Genomic DNA, 20,643 nt, shown 5'->3' on the forward strand with positions numbered 1-20,643 from the left:
GTCGCCAACGGCGCGGTCATCACCGGAGCGACGCCGACCATCACCGGCACGGCGACCGTCGGGCAGAAGCTGACCGCCGTCCCCGGCACCTGGACGCCCTCGCCCGTGACCCTCGCGTACCAGTGGCAGCGCAACGGCACCGCGATCAGCGGCGCCACCGCGAGCACGTACACGCTCGTCGCTGCCGACGCGGGAGCGTCGATCACCGTCGCCGTGACCGGCACCAAGTCCGGCTACACCGCGGTCACCAAGACCAGCACCGCGGTCACCGTGAAGGCGGCGCTGCAGACGCTCATGCCGACGCCGACGATCACCGGGACGACGAAGGTCGGCTCGACCCTCACCGCCAGCCCCGGCACCTGGGACGCGGGCACCACGCTGACCTACCAGTGGAAGAAGAACAACGGCGTCTACATCTCCGGCGCCACGTCGAAGACCTACGTGCTCAAGGCCTCGGACGCCGGCGCCACGATCACCGTGAGCGTCACCTCCACGAAGACCGGCTACTCCCCCGCCACCAAGACCAGCGCCACCACCGCGCTCGTCACCGGCGGCGTCCTCACCGGCGCGACCCCGACGATCACCGGGACCGCGAAGGTCGGCCAGACCCTCACCGCGGTGCCCGGGACCTGGTCGCCCGCGCCCGTCACGCTGAGCTACCAGTGGAAGCGCGGCGGCACGGCGATCTCGGGCGCGACGTCGGCGACCTACAAGGCGGTGTCGGCGGACGCGGGCAAGGCGGTCACGGTGACGGTCACCGGCACGAAGGCGGGCTACACGACGCTGAGCAGGACGAGCGCGGCCAAGACCGTCGTCAAGTGAGCACCGTCGCGAAGTAACCCCCCGGACACCTGAGGGGGGCGCGGGCGTGCGAGGCTTGATGGTCGCCGCCCGCCCCTCCTCCCTCAGGACACCGTGAACACCCCTCCGCGCACCAGCTCCAGCACCCGCACGACCTCCCCCGCCGCCTTCCCCTGGATCGGCCTGCTCACGCTCGCCGGCGCCGTCTTCGTGTCGGTGACCAGCGAGTTCCTGCCGACCGGCCTCATCCCGGACATGTCACGGGACCTCGGCGTGAGCATCCCGCTGACCGGTCAGCTGGTGACGATCTTCGCGGCGACCGTCGTGATCGCGACGACGCCGCTGACGCTGGTGACGCAGCGGTTCTCGCGGAAGAGCCTGCTCCTCGTCGCGCTGTGCACGATCGCGGTCGCGAACGTGCTGGCCGCGCTCGCGCCGACGTTCGCGCTGCTGGTCGGCGCGCGCATCCTCGGCGGACTCGCGCACGGGCTGTTCTGGGCGATCGTCGCCGCCTACTCGGCGCACCTCGTCGCTCCGGAGCACCTCGGCCGGGCGACCGCGATCACGGCCGGCGGCGGCTCGGCGGCCTTCGTCCTCGGCGTGCCGGTGGGCACCGCGCTCGGCCACGCGTTCGGCTGGCGTCCGACCTTCGCGATCCTCGGCGCGATCGTGCTGCTGCTGGCGCTGCTCGTCGTGAAGTTCCTGCCGGCGGTCGATCACAGCATCCCGCTGCGCACCGGCGAGATCCGGCTGCCCGCCCGCAAGGACCGCAGCCTGCCGCGCATCATCGGCGTCTGCGTGGTCATCCTGCTGGTGCTGATCGGCCAGAACACGCTCTCGACCTACGTCACGCCGTGGCTCGAGAACGCGTCGTTCTCCCCCGACAGCGTCCCGCTCCTCCTCTTCGCGTTCGGCGGCGCGGGCGCGGTGGGCCTCGTGCTCGCCGGCTTCGCGACCGACCGCTTCCCGCGCTCCGGCTTCGTGGTCGCGGCGATCGCCGTGGTGCTCGCGCTGGTCGCGCTCGGCCTGGCCGCCGGCTCGCAGGCCACGGTCGCGATCGTCGTCGCGGCGATCGTCTGGAACATCGCGTTCGGCGGCATCCCGGCGATGCTGCAGACGCGGATGCTGCGCACCTCCTCGTTCCAGCTGCGCAGCCTCGCCGCGGCGCTGCAGACGACCGCGTTCAACATCGGCATCGGCGGCGGCGCGATCGTCGGCGGGCTGACCATCGACCTGAGCGGACTCGACCTGCTGCCGTGGGTGGCGATCGTGATGATCGCGGTCGGGCTCGTGGTGAGCCTGATCGTGGAGGCGCGCTCGTCGGCGGCGGTGCGGCGCGAGCAGGCCGCGGGAGTCCGCTAGGGCGAGGCGTCTCCTCCCCGCGGACGACGACCTGCCCGACGAGTGCGGGATAGCGTGAAGCGCATGAGTCAGAGCACGATCCCCGTTCCCGGGCAGCCGTACTACGGTGCTCCTCCGCTCGCCGCGATCCGGCGCTTCTTCTCGCAGTACGCGCGCTTCCGCGGCAGGGCGAGCCGCGCGGAGTACTGGTGGATCATCCTCGCCGGGACCCTGCTGAACCTCGCGCTGCAGCTGATCGACGGCTCGGAGCCGGGGCTGCAGCTGTCGTTCACGCCGTTCCGCTCGGGCGAGCTGGACTTCGCGGCGCCGTGGGTCGCCGTGCTGGCCGGGGCGATCGCGCTCGGCACGCTGGTGCCCTCGCTCGCGCTGATCTGGCGGCGGCTGCACGACGTGAACCGCAGCGGGATGTGGATCTTCGCGCTGTTCATCCCCGTCGCGGGCGCGGTGTTCCTGCTGATCCTGTTCGTGCTGCCGCCGCGGCCGGAGGGGATGCGCTTCGACTGATGCTCGCGGTGTCGCTCGCGCCCTCTACGGTGAGGGCGTGACTGCGCGCAGCAACGACTTCGACGCCCTGCGGCTGGTCGCCGCGCTGATGGTCGTCGTCGGGCACGGTGCCGTGCTGCTCGGCGAGCCGGCGCCGCGGCTGCTCGGGCTGCCCGTGCACTCGCTCGGCGTCTCGGTGTTCTTCTGCGTCAGCGGGTTCCTGATCGCGGGGAGCATGGAGCGCGCGCCGAGCGCGGGGCGCTTCCTCTGGCACCGGGTGCTGCGGATCTTCCCGGCGCTGATCGTCGTGGTCGCGGTGAGCATGCTCGTGCTCGGGCCGCTGGTGTCGTCGCTGCCGGCCGGGGCGTACTTCTCCTCGCCGCAGACCTGGGCCTACGCGCTCAACGTGCCGCTGCTGGCGCAGTACGAGCTGCCGGGCGTCTTCGACTCGGCGGTGCACGCGCGGCCGGCGGTGAACGGCTCGCTCTGGACGCTCGGGGTGGAGTTCTGCTGCTACCTCGGGGTGCTGGCGCTGCGGTGGGTGCCGGGGCGGGGGCGGGCTCGCGGGGTGCTCGCGGTGCTGGCGCTCGTGGGGCTCGCGGTGGTGACGGAGCTGGGCGGAGCGCTCGGGTCCTCCGCGGAGCTGTGCGCGTTCTTCGCGGCGGCCGCGGCGGTGCGGCTGCTGGCGCCGGCCGCGTGGCTGCGCTGGCCGGCCGGCGTCCTGGCGCTCGCGGTGCTGCTCCTCGCGCCCGGGACTCCGCTGCAGCAGGTCGCGCTCTGGATCGCGCTGCCGGTGCTCGTGATCGTGGTGGGCACCGGATCGCTGCCGGTGCTGCGGCGGGCGGCGCGGTTCGGCGACTTCTCCTACGGGCTGTACCTGTGGAGCTATCCGGTGCAGCAGCTCGTGCTGGAGGTGCTGGGGCGGCTGCCGATGACGGCGGACCTGGCGCTCGTCGTGGCGGTGACGCTCCTGCTCGCGGTGGCCTCGTGGTGGCTGGTCGAGCGGCCGGCGCTGCGGTGGAAGGACCTGCGGCGGAAGGACCTGCGGCGGAAGGACGCGTCGCTACGCTGGGGCACCGTGACCGGAACGGATCCCCGATGAGCGCGCTGCTCGGGCTGCACCACGTCGCGATCATCGTCAGCGACTACGAGCGCGCCAAGCGGTTCTACCTCGACGTGCTCGGCTTCCGCCTCGACTCGGAGGTGCTGCGCGAGGAGCGCGGATCCTGGATGGCGAACCTCAGCCTGAACGGGGAGTACCTGCTCGAGCTGTTCACCTTCCCGTCGTCGCCCGAGCGGGTGTCCGATCCGGAGGCGCTGGGGCTGCGGCACCTCGCCCTCGCCGCGGCGGACCCGGCGGCGGTGCGGTCCGACTTCGTCCGACGCGGGGTCGTGTGCGAGCCCCTGCGCACGGACCCGCACACCGAGCGGGCGATGTTCTTCCTCCGCGACCCGGACGGACTGCCGGTCGAGATCCACGGCGTCTGAGCCGCCAGCCGGAGAACCGGAGAACCGGAGCAGCGACGCTCAGCGCGGCGCGGCGCTGCTCCCCCGCGCGACGAGAGTGGGCGCGATCAGGGGCAGCGGCTCGACCGCCTCGCCGCGCATCAGCGCGAACACCCGGTCGACGGCGAGCTGGCCGACCTCGGCGAAGTCGAGGTGCACCGTCGAGAGGCTGGGCCGGTAGTAGCCCGCCTCGGGGACGTCGTCGAAGCCGACCACGCTGCGGTCCGCGGGAACGCGGATCCCGTGGTCGTCGAACGCCTTGATCACGCCGAGCGCGAAGGGATCGTTGGCGGCGAAGACCGCGGTGACGTCGGGATCGGCGGCGAGCTCGACGCCGGCCCGGTAGCCCTCGGCGACGCTCCAGTCCGTCGTCCGGAGCACGGGGCGCGCCACGCGACGGGCGAGCGCGAGCTCGGTCGACCAGCCGCGCTCCCGGGCCTCGGAGGCCATCCAGCCCTCCGGTCCGCCGACGTGGGCGACGGTCTCGTGCCCGAGCTCGAGCAGGTGCCGGACGGCGAGCTGCGCGCCGTGCACCTCGTCGATCGAGACGCTGGACGCGCCGGGGGCGGAGCCCTGCTCGAACGTGACGATGGGGACGCGGGAGTCGAGCCCCCGGAGCGTCTCGACCGCGCTCCCCAGCGGGACCAGGACGATGATGCCGTCGACCTCGTCGGCGGTCAGCTCGTCGAGGGCGTGGCGGATGCTCGAGCGGCCGACGTCGCCGAGCGTGATCAGCCGCGTGGAGTAGCCGTTCCGCCTCGCCTGCTCCGAGATGCCGTAGAGCGCGACGGACGGGCCGTGCACCGAGAGCGAGTAGCTGACGACGCCGATGTTCATCGTCCGGTTGCTCGCGAGGGCGGCCGCGGCGGTGTTGCGACGGTAGCGCAGCTGCGCGATCGCCTTCTCGGTCCGCTCGCGGATCTCGGGCGACACGTTCGGCGCGCCGTTGATCACCCGCGAGACGGTCTGCTGGGAGACCCCGGCGAGCGCGGCGACGTCGACCATCCGCGGGCCGTGCGCCCGCGAGGAGACCCGGCTCACGCCGCGGCCCGGCCGGCGGGAGGGGGCGGCGATCCGGTCGAGGGCATACCCGATTATGACCTGCGCCGGACCGCCGTCCGGTCTCGCGCCCCGCCCGTCCTAGGGCCGGCGGTAGCGCAGCACCGCGGGGTGGCGCTCGTAGGGCCACTCGGCCTCGGGCACCATGTACTGCGTGGTGGTGTAGCTGCCGTCCATCGTCGACTTCAGGGTCGGCGGGCCGTCGAAGCCGATGACGCCCCAGCCCACCCGGTTCTCGTTCCCGCCGTAGACCGGGTCGCCGTAGAAGCCCTGCCGGGTGTTCAGCACGAGCAGCGGGAAGAACTCGAGGAAGTCCTCGTTGACCGGCTGGTTGCCGGCCGGCGCTCCTCCGCTGCCCTGGCCGTCGGACTCCGCGAAGAGGAAGCGCGCCGGCTTCTCCTCCCGCGAGAGCGCGACGAGCACCGCGTCCTGCTGCTCGTCGTCCAGCTCGACGAACGGCCGCCCGTGCGCCTCGGCGGCCAGGCGGTCGAGCTCGACGACGCCCTCGCGGTAGAAGGTGCGGCGGCTGTCGATCCGCTCCTGCCAGGCCTGCTCCTCGAGCCCCTCCATCCGGAGCCAGCCGATGCCGTCCGCCGCGGGGAAGACGAACCGCGTGCCCGAGAGCATGCGGTCGATGAACCGCACGACCTTCGCCTCTCGCGCGCCCGGATGGTGGTCGGTCGGGATGATCCGGGCCGTCGCGGCCTCGATGGTGTCCCACTCGTGCTGGTCGAAGAACAGCGGCCCGTCGACGTCTCGCGTCGAGACGGGAACGGTCACCCACTCTGCCTGTCCCATGATGATGTCCTCTCTTGCCGGTTCGTGATGATGTGGTGCGCGGTGCCGCGCGCGGGCTCAGTCGTCCGACGACCAGCCGCGGGAGTCGACCGCGATGATGCGGTCGCTGCAGCGCCAGGCGTTCGCCATGATCGTCAGCGCCGGGTTGATGCCGGTCGCCGTCGGGAAGAAGCTCGCGTCGAAGACGTAGAGGTTCGGCACCTCGTGCGAGCGGCACCAGCGGTCGACGACGGAGGTGGCGGGGTCGTTCCCCATCCGCACCGTGCCGAGCTCGTGCGAGGTGTTGCCGGTGATGCGCTCCATGTTCACGGGCACGACCTTCGCGGCACCGGCCGCCTCGAGGATCTCGCCGTTCTTCGCGACCTGCCACTTCTCCTGCGCGAAGTCGTTCGGGTGCGGGGTGTGGGTGATCCGGGCGACCGGGAGGCCCCAGGCGTCCTTCACCGTCGGGTCGAGGTCGACCCGGTTGCTCTCGCGCGGGAGGTCGTGCAGGAGGATCCCGATCTTCATCGAGTGGTTGAACAGCTCCCGGTCCGCGTCCTTGGCGGCCTGGCCCCAGCTCGGGCGGCCGGGGAAGCTCCAGTTGACCGGGTGGCCGATCATCGAGGGGAAGATCAGCGAGCCGAGGATGTGGCCGCGGCTGGCGTCGGTCTCGTAGAAGTCGAACGAGCACAGGCTCATGTAGTGGCCGGCCCAGCCGTAGAGCGGGTCGCTCACCTCGCGGTCGAAGAGCCCGACGGAGAACGAGTACTGGTGGAAGGTGGCGTTCCTCCCCACCTGACCGCTGCCGTTCGCGAGCCCGTCGGGGAACAGCGCGGACTTCGACATCAGCAGCAGACGCGGCGTCTCGATGCCGCCGCCGGCGACGATCACCGCCTTCGCCTTCTGCACGAACTCGTTGCCGTCCTCGTCCTGGTAGCGCACGCCGGTGGCCCGGCCGTCCGGGCCGACCAGGATCTCGCTGACGTAGCAGTCGGGACGCAGATCGTAGAGGCCGGTCGCGACGGCGTCCGGGATGAAGTTGATCAGCGTGGACGACTTGCCGGTGCCCGGGTCCGGGTACTGCTGCCAGAACCCGTTCTCGCTGAACGGCTGCCGGCCGCGGTAGGGCTCGGTGACCATGCCCTGCGGCATCGGGAAGGTCGAGTGGCCGAGCCGGTCCATCGCCGTGGCGAAGGTGCGGCCGATCTGGCTGAGCGGCGAGGGCTTGGTGGGGTAGCCCTTCGAGCGGCGGCCCTCCCAGCGGTTCGCGCCGGCGAGGCCGGAGGTGCCGAACTCCCACTCCACCCGGGTGTAGTACGGCTCGAGCTCGTCGTAGCTGATCGGCCAGTCGACCAGGCTCGCGCCCTCGACGTCGCCGTGCAGCGAGCGGAGCTTGAAGTCGGACTCGGTCATGCGCGGGACCATGCCGCCCCAGTGCGTGGTGCCGCCGCCGACGACCTGCGGGGTGGCGGAGAAGTTGGTGACGACCGCCTCCTCGCTCTCGTTCTGGCGGTACGTGCGGGGCTTGAGCTTCGGGTCCTGCCAGATGAAGTTGCGGTTGAGGTACTTCAACTCGTCTCCGGAGGCGTGCTCGGGCTTCAGCCAGGGGCCGCGCTCGAGGCCGACGACGCGCAGCCCGGCCTCGGTGAGGACCTTCGCGGCGGTCGCGCCGCCCGCTCCGGCGCCGACGATGACGACGTCCACGGGCTCGGGGTTCTTGATGCTGGTCATGCGGGTGTTCCTTTCGTGTCGAGGACCGCGCGGGCCGGGGACCGCGGGATCACTTCTCGAGGCCGTCGCGGCCGACCGCGGCGAGCGGGAGCAGGGCGTCCCAGAGCTCCTGCGGGATCGGGGTCTCGGCGAGGTCGAGGGTCTGCTGGATCCGGTCGGGCTCGGACATGCCGACGATGGTCGAGGCGACGCGCGGGTCGCGGGTGGAGAACTGCAGCGCGGCGGCCGCGAGCGGCACGCCGAAGTCGGCGCAGAGCCGCTCCATCTCGAGCACGCGCGCGAGGGTGCGGTCGCCGACGGGCGCGTAGCAGTAGCGCGGGACGGCGCGCGGGCCCTTCACGAGCATGCCGCCGCCGAAGGGCGCGGCGTTGACGAACGCGACGCCGCGCTCGTGCGCGTCCTCGATCAGCGGCACCGCGGTCTGCTCGACGAGGGTGTAGCGGTTGTGGCTGATCACGGCGTCGAAGGCGCCGGTGGCGAGGTACTGCAGCTCGAGATCGATCGGTCCGCCGGCGACGCCGAGGTAGCGGATGACGCCCTCGTCGCGCAGCCGGAGCAGCGCCTCGAGCGGGCCGCCGGGAGCGGTCCCCTCCTCGAAGGTGATCTTCTCGGGGTCGTGCAGGTAGACGAGCGGCAGGACGTCGAGGCCGAGGCGCTCCCGGCTCTCCTCCACGGAGCGGCGCACGCGGTCGCCCGAGAAGTCGCTCGAGCCCGGCAGCGGGTCGACCTTCGTCGCGACGACGACGCCGTCGGGGACTCCGCCGTTCTCGCGGATCGCGGAGCCGATGCGGCGCTCGCTGTCGCCGCCGCCGTACTCGTTCGAGGTGTCGATGAAGGTGAAGGGCCCCTCGAAGACGCGGCGGATCGTCGCGACGGCGACATCGGTGCTCACCTCGTAGCCGTACTGGGCGGGGAAGCTGCCGAGCGCGCTGGTGCCGACGCAGACGCTCGAGACGGCGAGGTCGGTGCGGCCGAACGCGCGCACGGCGGCTCCGGTGCTGTCGATGGTCATGGTGGTTCCTTCTCTCGAGAGGCCTGGTCAGGCGGGTGGTCGGTGGGTGGAGCGGGGCGCCGCGGTGCTGGCGCGCGGCACGAGGTCGGCGCCCACGGCGGGGATGGTGACGTGCTGGACGTCGTCGGCGCCCATCAGGGCGAGGATGCGGTCGACGGCGAGGCGGCCGACCGCCTCGAAGTCGAAGCGGACGGTGCTGAGGCCGGGGCGGAAGTAGCGCGCCTCGGGGATGTCGTCGAAGCCGACGACGCTGACGTCGGCGGGGACCCGGAGGCCCGCGTCGGCGAACGCGGCGAGCAGGCCGAGCGCCATCTGGTCGTTCGCGGCGTAGACCGCCGTGAGGTCGGGGTCGGCCGCCAGCTCGGCGCCGGCGCGGTAGCCGGAGCAGGTGGACCAGTCGCCGGCGAGAGCGGGGCGCAGCACCCGGCCGGCCGTGCCGAGCGCCGTGGTCCAGCCGCGGATCCGCGCCTCGGTGGCCAGCCAGCCGGCGGGTCCGGCGAGGTGGTGCACCGTGCGGTGGCCGAGCCCCAGCAGGTGCTCGGTCGCCAGCCGCGCCCCCGCCTCCTCGTCCGTCACGACGGTCGAGCCGGAGGGGACGCCGCCCGGCTCGAAGGCGACCAGCGGCACCGCCGCGTCGAAGCCCTGGACGGCGTGCACCGCCGAGGTCAGCGGCGCGAGGACCACGATCCCGTCGACGAGATCGGCGACGAGGTGATCGAGTGCGGAGCGCATGCTCGAGCGGTCGACCGCTCCGAGCGTGACCAGGTTGGTGGCGTAGCCGGAGCGGCGGGCCTCGTCCGCGATGCCGGTGAGGGCGACGGACGGACCGTACTGCGCCAGGCCGAAGCTGACGATGCCGATGTTCATCGACCGCCGGTTGGCGAGGGCCCGCGCGGCCGGATTCGGGCGGTAGCGCAGCTGGGCGATCGCCCGCTCCACCCGCTCGCGGACATCGGCGGCCACGTTGTCCGAGCCGTTGACGACGCGGGACACCGTCTGCTGCGAGACCCCGGCCAGACGCGCGACGTCGACCATCCGCGCCCCGCGGGCGCCCCCCGGCCCCGCCGCGCCCCTGGCCACGCGGGTCAGGCCGTCCGGGCGGCGCGGCGGCGGGGGGCGTGCTTCCCGACGAACGCGCCGATCCTGGCGACTCCGCCGGCGCTGGAGAGGAAGACCGCGAGGATGATCACCCCGCCCTTGATCACCAGCTGGGGCTCGGACGAGATCCCGACCAGATTCATGATGTTGATGATCGTCGCGAGGACGAACACCCCGATCACGGCACTGATCGGATCGCCCTTGCCGCCCATCAGGGAGGCGCCGCCCACGACCACCGCCGCGATGGCGTCCAGCTCGTAGCCGACTCCGATCAGCGAGGAGCCCTGCCGGAGCTGCGCGGCGGCGATGAGTCCGGCGAGCCCGGCCAGGAGTCCCGACAGCGTGTAGGTGATGATCAGGTTGCGGGCGACGGGCAGGCCCGACAGTCTCGCCGCCTCCGGGTTGCCGCCGATCGCGTAGAGCGAGCGGCCGAACGTGGTGAAGCGGGCGACGAGTCCGGCGAGGATCGCGACGACCACGAAGATCAGCACGGGGCTGCGGACCCCGAGCACCTCGGCGCGGGAGAACTCGTCGATGAAGCGCTCGTCCAGGATCTGGATCAGGCTCGTCGACTGGATGATGTAGCTGAAGCCCTTGATCGCGCTCATCGTCGCGAGGGTCGCGATGAACGGCGGGATGCGCAGCCAGACGATCAGCAGGCCGTTGATCAGACCCGCTCCGGCGCAGCACAGCAGGGTCACCGCGGCCGAGGCCTCGGCCGACAGCCCGGACTGCAGGGTCAGCGCGACGACGACGGTCGAGAGAGCCAGCGTGGAGCCGACGGACAGGTCGATGCCGCCCGTGAGGACCACGAAGAACTGCCCGACCGCGAGGACGGCGACGATCGAGGCCGCCGCGATGACGTTCTCGGCGTTGCGCAGGGTGAGGAAGTCGGCGGAGACGTAGTAGCCCGCGATGATGATCGCGATCAGCACGAGCACGAGGTAGCTCTTGGGCAGGACGCGGCGGGCGAGGGCGCCCGCCGCGGACGTCGGCCGCTGCGTCACCGCCGCGAAGGAGGAGGTGTCCGGTCGCCGCGAGGCGGGCGGCCGGTCGAGGGTGTTCTTCGGCATGGTGTTCTCGTCCTTGAGGTCGTGGGGGCCGGCGGCGCCGGCGGGAGGGAGAGTCGCGGATCGCCCGTCAGGCGAGGCGCTCGAGGAGCGTGGTGCCGCTCGGATCGATGTCGTCGTGGTCGAACTCCGCGACGACGCGGCCGCCGGCCATGACGAGGACGCGGTCGCACATCATCGCCTCGGAGATCTCCGAGCTCGCGAGGATCACGGTGCCGCCGGAGTCGGCGAAGGCGCGCAGGAGCTCGTACATGTCCTCCTTGGCACCCACGTCGACACCGCGGGTCGGCTCGTCGCAGACCAGCAGAGTGGAGGAGCGGACCAGCCAGCGGGCGAGGATGCCCTTCTGCTGCGTGCCGCCGCTCAGGGTCCTCATCGGCTGGTCGACGCCGGAGACCTTCATCCCGAGCCGCTCGATCATCTCGAGCGCGACCCGGCGCTCGCGCCGGATGTCGAGCACCGAGAAGCGGCTGAACATCGGCATGCTCGCGAGGGTGATGTTCGCGGCGACGCCGAGCTCGGGCACGAAGCCCTGGGCCTTCCGGTCCTGCGGCAGCAGGCCGATCCCGCGGCGGATCGCGTCCCGCGGCGAGGAGAAGGCCACCTTCTCGCCGGCCACGCGCATCCGACCCGAGGTCGAGCGCCGGGCGCCGGCGAGCAGCCCCGCCAGCTCGGACTGCCCACTGCCGATCAGACCGGCGATCCCGAGGACCTCGCCGCGGCGCAGCTCGAACGAGACGTCCTCGACGCGGCCCTCCTCGCTCAGCCCGGAGACGGAGAGGAGGACCTCCTCGCCACCGCCGGAGCCCAGCCGCGGACTGCGCTCGCCGCGCAGCGCGGCGTCGGCGATCGAGCCCTCGAGGCTCTTGCCGATCATCGCGGTGACGACGTCGGCCGGCGTGCTGCCCGCCGTGGTCATGCTCGCCGCGGCGACCCCGTCGCGCAGAACGGTGACGGAGTCGCAGAGCGAGTAGACCTCGTCCATCCGGTGCGAGATGAAGATCAGCGCGACGCCCTCCTCCGCCAGCCGGCGCAGCACGGTGAAGAGCTTGAGCACGTCCGGGCGCGGCAGGGTCGAGGTCGGCTCGTCGAGCAGCAGGACCCGCGCGTTCTTGCGCAGGGCCTTGGCGAGCTCCACCGCCTGCTGCTCGGCGACCGAGAAGCGGGAGACCGGCAGCCGGACGTCTAGGTCGAAGCCGACCCGGGCGAGGGCGGTGCGCGCCTCGGCGTTCATCCGCGCCCAGTCGACGCGACCGGCCTTCAGCGGCAGCTGGCCGAGGAAGATGTTCTCGGCCACGGTCAGCGACGGCACGAGGCTGAGCTCCTGGTAGATGGTGTGGATGCCGGCGGCCTGCGCCTCGGCCGGGTCGCGAAAGCGCTGCACGACCCCGCCGAGGGTGATCGTGCCCGCGTCCGGGGCCTCCGCACCGGAGAGCATCTTGACGAGGGTCGACTTGCCCGCGCCGTTCTGGCCGGCCAGGGCGTGGATGCTGCCGCGGCGGACCGCGAAGCTGACGCCCTTCAGCGCCTGGACGCCGGGGTAGGACTTGGTGACGCCCTCCAGGACCAGCTCGACCGGTCGCTCGTCGACGGCTTCGGCGGTGCTCACTCGTCGTCCTTGGCGCGGACGTAGGTGTCCTCGGGGATGAGGTAGTCCGCGGCGTTCTCCGGCGTGACGACGGTCGTGTCGATGTAGAGCGTCTTGTCGGGGCAGGCCTCGGTGTCGCCGTTGTAGGCGGCCACCGCCATCCGGACGGCCTCGGCGCCCTGGTCCCACGGCTGGTTCGACGCGGTCGCGATCAGCGGCCCGGTGGGGTCGTCGACCATCTGCTGGACCGACACCATCCCGCCGTCGTAGCTCGCGAGCAGGACGTCCGGACCCCAGAGCCCGGCCTGCTGCAGCCCCTGGACGACGCCGCCGTTCATCACGTCGCTCATGCTGTAGACGACGTTGAGGTCGGGGTTGGCCGTCGCCGCGTCGCGGATCGGGTCGAGTGCCTTGTCGGGCTTCCACTCGCCGTACTTCGTGTCGAGGTAGGTCACCTCCGTGTCGGGGTGCTCCGCCATGACGGCGTCGAAGCCCTCCTTGAAGCCGTTGAAGCGGAGGTCGCTGAGCACGTCGCCGGGGAAGCCGCCGATGCCGAGGATCTTCACCGCGCCGCCGTCGAAGCGCGCGAGCGCCTGGTTCGCGGCCTCGGTCCCGGCGAGCGAGCCGGTGTACTCCTGGTCCTCCGCGACGTAGCAGAACATGTCGGGCACGAGGGACGCGTCGAGGCTCGAGTTGACGGTGACCAGCGGGATGCCGGCGTCCGCCAGCGAGGCGACGGACGGCCCGACGCCGATCGGGTCGTTCGGGTTCATGACGACGACGTCGACGTTCTTGGTCTCGAGGGTCTGGACGTCGGAGTTCTGCCGGACGGTGTCGCCGTTCGCGTCGAGGAGCTGGATGGTCGCGCCGAGCTTCTCGGCCTCGGCCTGGCCGCCCTCGACGAGGGTCTTCCACCAGTCGCTGCCGCTGATGCCGCGCTGGCTCCAGCCGATGACGAGGCCCTGGCCGGTCGCCTTGTCCGCCGACGACTCGTCGGTGCCGGCCCGGCAGCCGCTGAGGGCGAAGGCCGCCGTGACGAGGAGGGTGGTGCCGACGAGCAGGCGGCGCCGGATGCGGGTGTTCTCGGACATGATCATGCGTTCCACTTCTTCGTGAGGGTGATCGGGGTCGTGCGGGGGGGGTCGTGGGAGGAGGGAGGGCGTGCGGGGGAGGTCGTGGGAGGAGGGGGCCGGGCCGCGGGGAGGGCGGCCCGGCCCGGCAGGGGCAGGGGCAGAGGGCCTGCGGCCGGCGCCTAGAGCGCCGAGTCCTGCAGCTGGAGCGTCTCCTCGTCGGCCTGCAGCTCGCTCGCCGCGGGGGTGTCGATCGCGGTGAAGACACCGCGCTCGATCAGCAGATCGATGTTGCGCTGACGCGTCGCGCGCTCGCGGGCGAGCCAGCCGGCCTCCGGCGGCGCCTCGAGGTACTGGTTCTTCGGGTAGATCGGCTTCGCGTAGATCGCCGCGTACTGCTCGGTGCGCAGATCCTTGAAGCCGTTGAAGACGCCGTTGGACTGGCGGGCGCGGCGCAGGGCGTCGATGTCGATGACCGTGCTGACGAAGCTGTCGCCGGGGGTGAGCCCCTCCTGCTTCACGATGACCGTGCCCTTGTGGTCGACGATCATCGACTGGCCGCCGAAGAGGTCGTTGAGCACGCCGTCCGGGCCGAGCTCGGGGCCGAGGTTCGGGGCGACCACGATCGCGTTGTTGAACATCGCGTGAGCGCGGTTCTGGACCTCCCACATCCCGTTCATCGTCTGCGGCTCGATCAGGGTGGCGCGGATGATGACCTCGGCGCCGTTCATCGCCAGACCGCGGGCGATCTCGGGGTAGGCCCCCTCGTGGCAGATGACGTAGCCGATGTTGCCGATGTCCGGCGTCTTCGCGACGGGGTAGATCGCCTCGAGCGCGTCGCCGCCGCCCTTCTTCTCCACCCACTCGTCCCAGAGGTCGTGCGGGTTGGTGGTGCCGAGGGTGCCGCCCTCGAAGCCGTCGCTGGTCGCCTTCGCGCGACGGTAGACGACCTCGCCGGCCGGGTCGATCATGAACGCGACATTGAAGTAGCGGCCGGGGAAGTCGTCGTCGGCGACGAGGTAGAGCTCGCCGGCGATGTAGGTGCCGAGCTCGCGGGCGGCCTTCGCCAGCTCGTCGGTCTCGGGGCCCGGGATGGTCCGGGCGAACTTCTTCTCGGCCTCGCGGTCGCCCGCCTTGAAGGCCATGTGCATGCCCTGGATCGCCATCTCGGGGATCACGACGAGCTTCACAGGGTAGCCCTCGGTCGAGGCGATGCCGACGGCAGTGCGCATGAATCCGATGATCCGCTTGGTGTTGCGGACCGCGTCCTCCGGCTCGACGATCGGGATCTGCAGGGGCGAGAGGGCAACGACGGTGTACGGCTCAGTCACGTCAACTCCTTTGTTGTGGGGTGGGATGAAGCGATGTTAGCGCACTATCGGAGCGAAGCAATAGGCGAGCTGATGTTCGTTGGCGAGATTGTTAGCGCACTACCACGCTCATCGAGGCACCGGCGGCGTGTGGCTGCGGGGCGCAGGTCACCTGGGGCATGTCGAACCGCGCACGCACTTCGTCGAGATGGGGACGCTCGTGCTGATCGAGTCGCCCGCGCAGCGGGCGTATCGAGATCCGCCGGCGTCGGGACGTGAGTCTGCAGGTCCGCCCTGCGGGTGACGGTGGGTCTCGATACGCCCCTTCGGGGCTACTCGACCAGCATGAAGTGCAGCCCTGCGGGGGCTAGGCGCACCAGTCGCGGGAGACGCCGTTGACGCTGCGGGACGTGTCGCCGGTGCCGAGGTCGACGAGGACGGTGGAGGTGGCGCTGAAGCCGGGGACGTCGGGGTAGTCGTCGGGGACGCCCTCGGCGGAGACGGCCTCGACGGCGGCGAACTGGCCGTTGGGCGAGAGGCAGACGCCGCGGATCCGGCCGGTCGGCGAGGTGCGGAAGACCTCGGTCGTGCCGCTCGCGTCGACGCGGACGACGGAGTACTGAGCGGTGCCGGTCTCGGGCGAGTAGTCGGCCTCGAGCTCGAGGTAGCTGTCGGAGTCCAGGAGCAGCAGCTGCACCGGCGAGGTGGTCGGGCCGACGTCGGCGGGCGGCAGGGCGAGCGTCTCGACGGATCCGTCGGCGAGGTCGATCACGGAGCCGGAGTCGGGGTCGGCGACGACCAGCCGGTTCGCTCCGGGGACGAAGCCGCGCAGCTCGGCGTGCTGGCCGAGCGGGCTGATGGTCCCGGGGGTGAGCAGGTCGACGAGCAGCACGGTGTCGTCGAGCGAGTGGGTGACGACGGAGGTGGTGCCGGGCACGAACATCCAGTCGGTCGCGCGCAGCGGGCCGCCGTCGATGCCGGTGATCGGCACGGCCTCCGCCTTCTGGTCGGTGAGGTCGTAGGCGTAGAGCGCGCGGTCGAGCGGGCCGGTGGGCGCGGAGCCGGTGAAGGTCCAGCCGAGCACGCCCTTCTCGGGTGAGGCGTGCAGCTCGCGGACGACGCCGGGGCCGGGCAGCGGGATGACGCCCTCCGAGCCGGTGTCGAGGGTGAGCGTGCGGATCAGGGTGTTGTCGTCGGGCTCGAGGGTCACGACGACGAGCACCGGGCCGACGACGGCGTAGTCCTGGATCCGGTCGGCGGTGTAGAGGACGCGGGTGTCGCCGCCGGAGAGCGGGCGCACGCGGATCGCGTCGGGCTGGGCGGGGTCCTCGGCGGTGCGGTCGAGGGTGTAGAGGTCGGGGTCCTTGGTGGTGAAGGCGGCGGAGAGGTCGGACTCGGCGCCGGTCGCGGTGCCCTGCGCGTCGTCGATCGCGATCTCGTACTCGGTGGCGTAGCGGAGGGTGTCGTCGAAGGTGACGGTGAGCACGCCGCCCTCGAGCTCGGCGGTGTGCGGGGTCTCCGGAGTGACGCGCACCCGGTCGAGGGCGTCGGGCTCGATCGCCTGGTCGAGGTGCACGCGGGCGCGGCCGCCGTCGCGCTCGACGACGCCGGAGGTGCTGACCTCGAGCGAGGCGACGCGCGGGCCCTTGGCGATCGTGGCGGCGGTGAGGCCGCCGACGGCGAGGACGAGGACGGCGGTGACGCTCCAGAAGACGCGGGAGAACGCGCGCTCAGTAGACATACGGCATCGCGGGCTCGTCGATCGGCGTCACGACGTCGGGCTCGAGGACGACCGCCTCGGCGCTGGTGACGCTCGGATTCACGCCGAAGCCGCCGGTCACCTCCAGCCACTCGCCCTCGGTCCAGGTGTCGGCCCAGCCGGGCTGGTGGATCGGCACGCCGACGGGCTGGGCGTCGACGGCGCAGCAGGTGACGATGAAGCGGGCGACGTAGAAGACGTTCTCCGGGTCGCTCGCGTCGGGGGTGACGAAGCCGCTGACCGTCGCGGTGCGCCCGGCCAGGAACTGCTCGCTCGCCCCCTGGCGCAGGAGCGTCGCCCAGTCGCGGACGGTGAAGGACGCGGTGTCGCCGGTGGGCGCCTGCGCGGTGACCGACGCGTCGACCGCACTGGTGTTGACCTCGCGCTGGGTCGCGGTCGAGGCGGTCAGCGCGGCGGGCGGCACGACGAGCAGCGCGACGGCGGCGCAGGCGATCACCGCGAGGCTCCCGAGCGCGGCGAGCCCGGCCCGCCAGCGCCGGCGCGGGGCGTGCTCGTGGAGGTGGTCCTCCGCGTGCCCGTCGTCCTCCTCCGCGCCCGGCACGATCGCGAACGCGCAGATCAGCAGCACCGCCGCGACGGCGGCGAGGATCACCGAGAACTCGAAGTAGCGCGGGTGGATGTAGAGGCCGAGGCGGCCGGTCGCCGCGAGCCAGAGCGTCGAGACGACGCCGATCAGGCTGAGGACGACGCCCTTCCAGCGGGCGAGCAGGCGCTCAGAGCGCATGGTTCACCGCCAGGCCGAGGACCGCGGCGCAGAGGCCGACCAGCGCGGTGATCCGCACGAGCGTGCGCGCGGAGAAGGTGGTGCGCAGCAGCGCGAGCATCTTGATGTCGATCATCGGGCCGAAGACGAGGAAGGCGATGATGCCGCCGGGCAGGAACGTCGAGCCGAAGGAGAGGACGAAGAACGCGTCGACGTTGGAGCAGATCGAGATCACGAAGGCGAGGACCATCAGCGCGAGCACCGACCAGAGCGGGTCGCCGCCGAGGGTGGTCAGCACGTCGCGCGAGACGCCGACCTGGATCAGGCCGGCGATCGCCGCGCCGACGAAGAGGGCGGGCAGCATCGCGCCGGTCTCCTCGGCGAAGAGCAGCACGCTGCGGCGGGCCTTGGCGCGGACGGTGCGGGAGGGCCGCTCGCCCGCCTCGCAGGCCGCGCGGAACCGCGGGGTCAGCAGCGCCATCGGGTCGGTGTGCCGGCTGAAGATCCAGCCGACCAGGTTCGCGATCACGAAGCCGCCGACGATGCGCCAGACCAGGATCCCGTCGGCCCAGCCGAAGGCCTGGTAGGTCGTGACGATGGTGATCGGATTGACGATCGGCGCCGCGAGCAGGAACGTCATCGACTCGGAGACGGACAGGCCCTTCACGATCAGTCCGCGCGCGAGCGGCACGTTGCCGCACTCGCAGACCGGCAGCAGCACGCCGAGCAGCGAGATCACCAGGCGGCGCGGCAGGGCGCGCTTGGGCAGGATCTTCAGCAGCACCGCCTCGGGCACCCAGAGCTGCACGGCGATCGAGAGCACGATGCCGAGGAAGACGAACGGCAGCGACTCGATGACGACGCTGATCGCCAGGGTGAGGAAGTCGCGGACGGCGTCGGAGAGGACGTCGCCGGCGGCGTCGGGCGAGAGGACGCGGAGGAGCGCGGCGGCCGCGACCAGCGCGAGGCCGAGGCCTACCCGGCGGAGGAGGACAGCGCGGCGGGCGAGGACGGAGCGGTCGCTTCCGGGCGGAGTCGTTCCGCGCTCGGAGGTGGCGGTCGCCCTGTCGATCGTCATCCGGACCATCGTAGGCGGGCGGCACTCACCGCGCGCCGGGCGCCGGACGCCCCGGCAGCCAGCACCGCACGGCGTCGCGGTAGCGCCGGAACTCGGCGCCGAACCGCGCCTCGAGGTCCGCCTCCTCGAGCGGGCGCACCGCGAGATTCCAGACCAGCGCGCCCAGCAGCGCGTAGACCACGACCAGCCAGGAGGACAGCAGCAGCCCGACCGCGACGCCCTGGCCGATCCCCGCGACCGCCATCGGGTTGCGCACCCAGCGGTAGGGGCCGGCGATCACGAGGCGGTTCGTCATCGCGACGGGCAGCGGGGTGCCGTCGCCGAGCAGCGACATCGTCGCCCCCGACCACAGCCCGAGCGCGCTCGCGAGCACGAGCAGCGCGAGGCCGACCGCGCGCAGCGGCTCCGGGAGCGCGACGGCGAGCCCCCAGCGCGACTCCAGCGCCGCGACGACCAGCGGGATCACGACGAGCGCGCCGCCCCAGAACACCGCGATCTGCCCGAGCGTCGCCGCGAGGTGCGCGAGCGGCGTCCGGCCGCGGGCGGCGAGCCGGAACGCGAACGGCCCGGAGGCGAGCCAGCGCGTCGGGATGCGCCCGAGCGTCAGCAGGCAGAGCGCCGCGACCGAGCCGCCGGACGCGGCGATCATCAGGAGGACGCCCCGGCCGGCCTCGCCGGTGACCGTCGCGACGACGGCGAGCGCGACGGTGACGAGCAGGGTCCAGACGGTCGCGGTCCACGCCGCCCAGCGGAGTCCGAGCGCCGCGAGGGCGGAGGCGCCGACGAAGAGCGGCAGATCGAGCACGGCGACCGGCACCGGATCCAGCGGCCCGAGCGTCGCCAGCCGCACCGCCGGGACGAGCGCGACCGCCAGCCACCAGGCCGCCCCGCCGAGCGCCTGCACGGCGAAGTAGCCGCGCCCCCACCGCACGGCCGCCCCTCGATGCATGGCAGCAGAGTACGGCAGCGCGGCGGCGGGGCACGCGGGTGGAGGATGAGCGCATGACCCTCCTCCGCGTCCGGATGCGCCCGCGCGCCGTCGACGAGCCGCACCGGGTGTCGTCGCCGCTCGAGCTGCTCGTGGACCTGACCTTCGTCGTCGCGATCGCGCAGATCGCCGCGCAGCTCGCACACGCGACGGAGGAGGGGCACCTCGGCGAGACGGTGCTCCCCTTCGCGATGGTGTTCTTCGCGATCTGGTGGGCCTGGATGAACTTCACCTGGTTCGCCTCCGGCTACGACACCGACGACGTGCCCTACCGGCTGCTCACGCTCGCGCAGATGGGCGGGGTGCTCGTGCTCGCGGCGGGGGTGCCGACGGCGTTCGAGGAGGGCGACTTCACGGCGATCACCGTCGGCTACGCGATCATGCGGTTCGCGCTGGTCAGCCAGTGGCTGCGGGTCGCGGTGTCGACGCCGAGCCAGCGGGTCTCGGCGCTGCGCAGCGCGGGCGGGTTCTCGCTCGTGCAGGTCGGCTGGCTGCTGCGGCTCCTGCTGCCCGAGCAGTACGGAGTGGTGAGCTTCGTCGTGCTGGCGGCGCTCGAGCTGGCGGTGCCGCTGTGGGCGCTGCGGGCGGGCGAGTCGAGCTGGCATCCGCACCACATCGCCGAGCGCTACGGGCTGTTCACGATCATCCTGCTCGGCGAGGGCGTGCTCGCAGCCGTGACCGGGGTGCAGCAGGCGGTGACGGAGTCGGGGGTGAGCCTCTCGCTCGTGGTCGTCGCGGCCTGCGCGCTGGTCATCGTCTTCGCGCTGTGGTGGCTGTCGTTCCTGCATCCGTCGGGCGAGCTGCTCGAGCGGCGGCGCGACCTCTCCTTCCGCTGGGGGTACGCGCACTTCGTGATCTTCGCGGCGCTCGGCGGTCTGGGCGCCGGCCTCGAGTCGGCGGTCGCGGCGACGGCCGGGCACCTGGAGGCGAGCGACACCGTGATCGGCGCCGCGGTCGCCGTGCCGGTCGCCGCCTTCCTGGTGATGCTGTGGGCCGTGCACCTGCCCCTCGCCGAGGGCCGCCCGCTCCGCGCCGCCCTCGTCCTGCCCGCCGCCCTCGCGGTGCTGGCGACCCCCCTCCTGGCCGCGCCCCTCGGCGTCGCCGCGGTTCTGACGGCGATCGCCCTCCTCTGCGCCGCCCTGGTGGCCACCGCCCTGACGCCCGCGCGGGTCTGACCCCCGCAGCGAGATGCCACTTGTGCACGCGACACGCCGTGAAAAGCGT

At 72.3% G+C, this 20,643-nt stretch carries 18 protein-coding genes and 1 pseudogene; 6 read left to right on the forward strand and 13 right to left on the reverse strand.

The annotated features are described in order from the left end of the window. From MT350_RS07605 to MT350_RS07625, 5 genes and pseudogenes are all read left to right on the forward strand, one after another. Nucleotides 1-822 (forward strand): annotated as a pseudogene (locus MT350_RS07605) (carboxypeptidase regulatory-like domain-containing protein); the annotation flags it as partial. A gap of 93 nt (nt 823-915) precedes the next feature. Then, complete coding sequence (locus MT350_RS07610) at nt 916-2,163, forward strand: MFS transporter (RefSeq protein WP_243599705.1); 1,248 nt, start codon at nt 916-918, stop codon at nt 2,161-2,163. A 63-nt stretch (nt 2,164-2,226) separates the two neighbouring features. Further along, the gene (locus MT350_RS07615) at nt 2,227-2,667 is read left to right on the forward strand and encodes a DUF805 domain-containing protein (RefSeq protein ID WP_243599704.1); all 441 of its coding nucleotides are present in this window, start codon (nt 2,227-2,229) and stop codon (nt 2,665-2,667) included. Nucleotides 2,668-2,704: 37 nt separating this feature from the next. Next, on the forward strand, nt 2,705-3,748 hold the full coding sequence (locus MT350_RS07620) for an acyltransferase (protein ID WP_243599703.1): 1,044 nt from the start codon (nt 2,705-2,707) through the stop codon (nt 3,746-3,748). Further along, complete coding sequence (locus tag MT350_RS07625) at nt 3,745-4,134, forward strand: VOC family protein (RefSeq protein ID WP_243599702.1); 390 nt, start codon at nt 3,745-3,747, stop codon at nt 4,132-4,134. Before MT350_RS07620 ends, MT350_RS07625 begins: the two co-directional genes overlap by 4 nt. A gap of 39 nt (nt 4,135-4,173) precedes the next feature. On the opposite strand, the gene MT350_RS07630 is transcribed toward MT350_RS07625, so the two are convergent. The 13 genes from MT350_RS07630 to MT350_RS07690 form a co-directional block, all read right to left on the reverse strand. Then, complete coding sequence (locus tag MT350_RS07630) at nt 4,174-5,193, reverse strand: LacI family DNA-binding transcriptional regulator (RefSeq protein WP_308197366.1); 1,020 nt, start codon at nt 5,191-5,193, stop codon at nt 4,174-4,176. A 99-nt stretch (nt 5,194-5,292) separates the two neighbouring features. Continuing rightward, nucleotides 5,293-6,009: a gluconate 2-dehydrogenase subunit 3 family protein gene (locus MT350_RS07635; RefSeq protein WP_132435240.1), complete on the reverse strand. Its 717-nt coding sequence runs from the start codon at nt 6,007-6,009 to the stop codon at nt 5,293-5,295. A gap of 57 nt (nt 6,010-6,066) precedes the next feature. Then, on the reverse strand, nt 6,067-7,722 hold the full coding sequence (locus MT350_RS07640) for a GMC family oxidoreductase (protein ID WP_123734627.1): 1,656 nt from the start codon (nt 7,720-7,722) through the stop codon (nt 6,067-6,069). A 49-nt stretch (nt 7,723-7,771) separates the two neighbouring features. After that, complete coding sequence (locus MT350_RS07645; RefSeq protein WP_123734626.1) at nt 7,772-8,734, reverse strand: aldo/keto reductase; 963 nt, start codon at nt 8,732-8,734, stop codon at nt 7,772-7,774. A gap of 27 nt (nt 8,735-8,761) precedes the next feature. Further along, entirely contained in the window at nt 8,762-9,769 is a 1,008-nt protein-coding gene (locus MT350_RS07650) for a LacI family DNA-binding transcriptional regulator (protein WP_243615647.1), read from the reverse strand. 50 nt (nt 9,770-9,819) lie between these two features. Beyond that, nucleotides 9,820-10,905: an ABC transporter permease gene (locus MT350_RS07655; protein ID WP_132435242.1), complete on the reverse strand. Its 1,086-nt coding sequence runs from the start codon at nt 10,903-10,905 to the stop codon at nt 9,820-9,822. A 67-nt stretch (nt 10,906-10,972) separates the two neighbouring features. Then, nucleotides 10,973-12,511: a sugar ABC transporter ATP-binding protein gene (locus MT350_RS07660; protein ID WP_243615648.1), complete on the reverse strand. Its 1,539-nt coding sequence runs from the start codon at nt 12,509-12,511 to the stop codon at nt 10,973-10,975. Beyond that, complete coding sequence (locus tag MT350_RS07665; protein WP_243581125.1) at nt 12,508-13,587, reverse strand: substrate-binding domain-containing protein; 1,080 nt, start codon at nt 13,585-13,587, stop codon at nt 12,508-12,510. Before MT350_RS07665 ends, MT350_RS07660 begins: the two co-directional genes overlap by 4 nt. A 155-nt stretch (nt 13,588-13,742) precedes the next feature. Further along, on the reverse strand, nt 13,743-14,891 hold the full coding sequence (locus MT350_RS07670) for a nitrilase-related carbon-nitrogen hydrolase (protein WP_123734622.1): 1,149 nt from the start codon (nt 14,889-14,891) through the stop codon (nt 13,743-13,745). A 346-nt stretch (nt 14,892-15,237) separates the two neighbouring features. Then, entirely contained in the window at nt 15,238-16,611 is a 1,374-nt protein-coding gene (locus tag MT350_RS07675) for a hypothetical protein (RefSeq protein WP_243615649.1), read from the reverse strand. Continuing rightward, a complete protein-coding gene (locus tag MT350_RS07680; RefSeq protein WP_243615650.1) occupies nt 16,601-17,374 on the reverse strand; it encodes a TIGR03943 family protein in 774 nt (257 codons plus the stop codon). Before MT350_RS07680 ends, MT350_RS07675 begins: the two co-directional genes overlap by 11 nt. Next, nucleotides 17,364-18,431, reverse strand: coding sequence for a permease (locus tag MT350_RS07685; protein ID WP_243615651.1), 1,068 nt, complete (start codon nt 18,429-18,431; stop codon nt 17,364-17,366). The genes MT350_RS07680 and MT350_RS07685 overlap by 11 nt, the downstream gene beginning before the upstream one ends. 25 nt (nt 18,432-18,456) lie before the next feature. Beyond that, nucleotides 18,457-19,380: an isoprenylcysteine carboxylmethyltransferase family protein gene (locus tag MT350_RS07690; protein ID WP_243615652.1), complete on the reverse strand. Its 924-nt coding sequence runs from the start codon at nt 19,378-19,380 to the stop codon at nt 18,457-18,459. Between the two features lie 53 nt (nt 19,381-19,433). Between MT350_RS07690 and MT350_RS07695 the strand changes: the two genes are divergently transcribed. Next, nucleotides 19,434-20,594, forward strand: coding sequence for a low temperature requirement protein A (locus tag MT350_RS07695; RefSeq protein ID WP_243615653.1), 1,161 nt, complete (start codon nt 19,434-19,436; stop codon nt 20,592-20,594). Nucleotides 20,595-20,643 lie beyond the last annotated feature (49 nt).

The sequence above is a fragment of the Rathayibacter sp. VKM Ac-2928 genome, assembly GCF_022815545.1.
GTDB classification, from domain to species: Bacteria; Actinomycetota; Actinomycetes; order Actinomycetales; family Microbacteriaceae; genus Rathayibacter; species Rathayibacter festucae.

What these genes read in the sequence shown, in the direction of transcription:
- MT350_RS07675 (WP_243615649.1), bottom strand. Translation starts at nt 16,611, where the DNA reads ATGTCTACTGAGCGCGCGTTCTCCCGCGTCTTCTGGAGCGTCACCGCC.
- MT350_RS07635 (WP_132435240.1), bottom strand. Translation starts at nt 6,009, where the DNA reads ATGGGACAGGCAGAGTGGGTGACCGTTCCCGTCTCGACGCGAGACGTC.
- MT350_RS07685 (WP_243615651.1), bottom strand. Translation starts at nt 18,431, where the DNA reads ATGACGATCGACAGGGCGACCGCCACCTCCGAGCGCGGAACGACTCCG.
- MT350_RS07640 (WP_123734627.1), bottom strand. Translation starts at nt 7,722, where the DNA reads ATGACCAGCATCAAGAACCCCGAGCCCGTGGACGTCGTCATCGTCGGC.
- MT350_RS07695 (WP_243615653.1), top strand. Translation starts at nt 19,434, where the DNA reads ATGACCCTCCTCCGCGTCCGGATGCGCCCGCGCGCCGTCGACGAGCCG.
- MT350_RS07655 (WP_132435242.1), bottom strand. Translation starts at nt 10,905, where the DNA reads ATGCCGAAGAACACCCTCGACCGGCCGCCCGCCTCGCGGCGACCGGAC.
- MT350_RS07615 (WP_243599704.1), top strand. Translation starts at nt 2,227, where the DNA reads ATGAGTCAGAGCACGATCCCCGTTCCCGGGCAGCCGTACTACGGTGCT.
- MT350_RS07650 (WP_243615647.1), bottom strand. Translation starts at nt 9,769, where the DNA reads ATGGTCGACGTCGCGCGTCTGGCCGGGGTCTCGCAGCAGACGGTGTCC.
- MT350_RS07645 (WP_123734626.1), bottom strand. Translation starts at nt 8,734, where the DNA reads ATGACCATCGACAGCACCGGAGCCGCCGTGCGCGCGTTCGGCCGCACC.
- MT350_RS07680 (WP_243615650.1), bottom strand. Translation starts at nt 17,374, where the DNA reads ATGCGCTCTGAGCGCCTGCTCGCCCGCTGGAAGGGCGTCGTCCTCAGC.
- MT350_RS07665 (WP_243581125.1), bottom strand. Translation starts at nt 13,587, where the DNA reads ATGATCATGTCCGAGAACACCCGCATCCGGCGCCGCCTGCTCGTCGGC.
- MT350_RS07690 (WP_243615652.1), bottom strand. Translation starts at nt 19,380, where the DNA reads ATGCATCGAGGGGCGGCCGTGCGGTGGGGGCGCGGCTACTTCGCCGTG.
- MT350_RS07625 (WP_243599702.1), top strand. Translation starts at nt 3,745, where the DNA reads ATGAGCGCGCTGCTCGGGCTGCACCACGTCGCGATCATCGTCAGCGAC.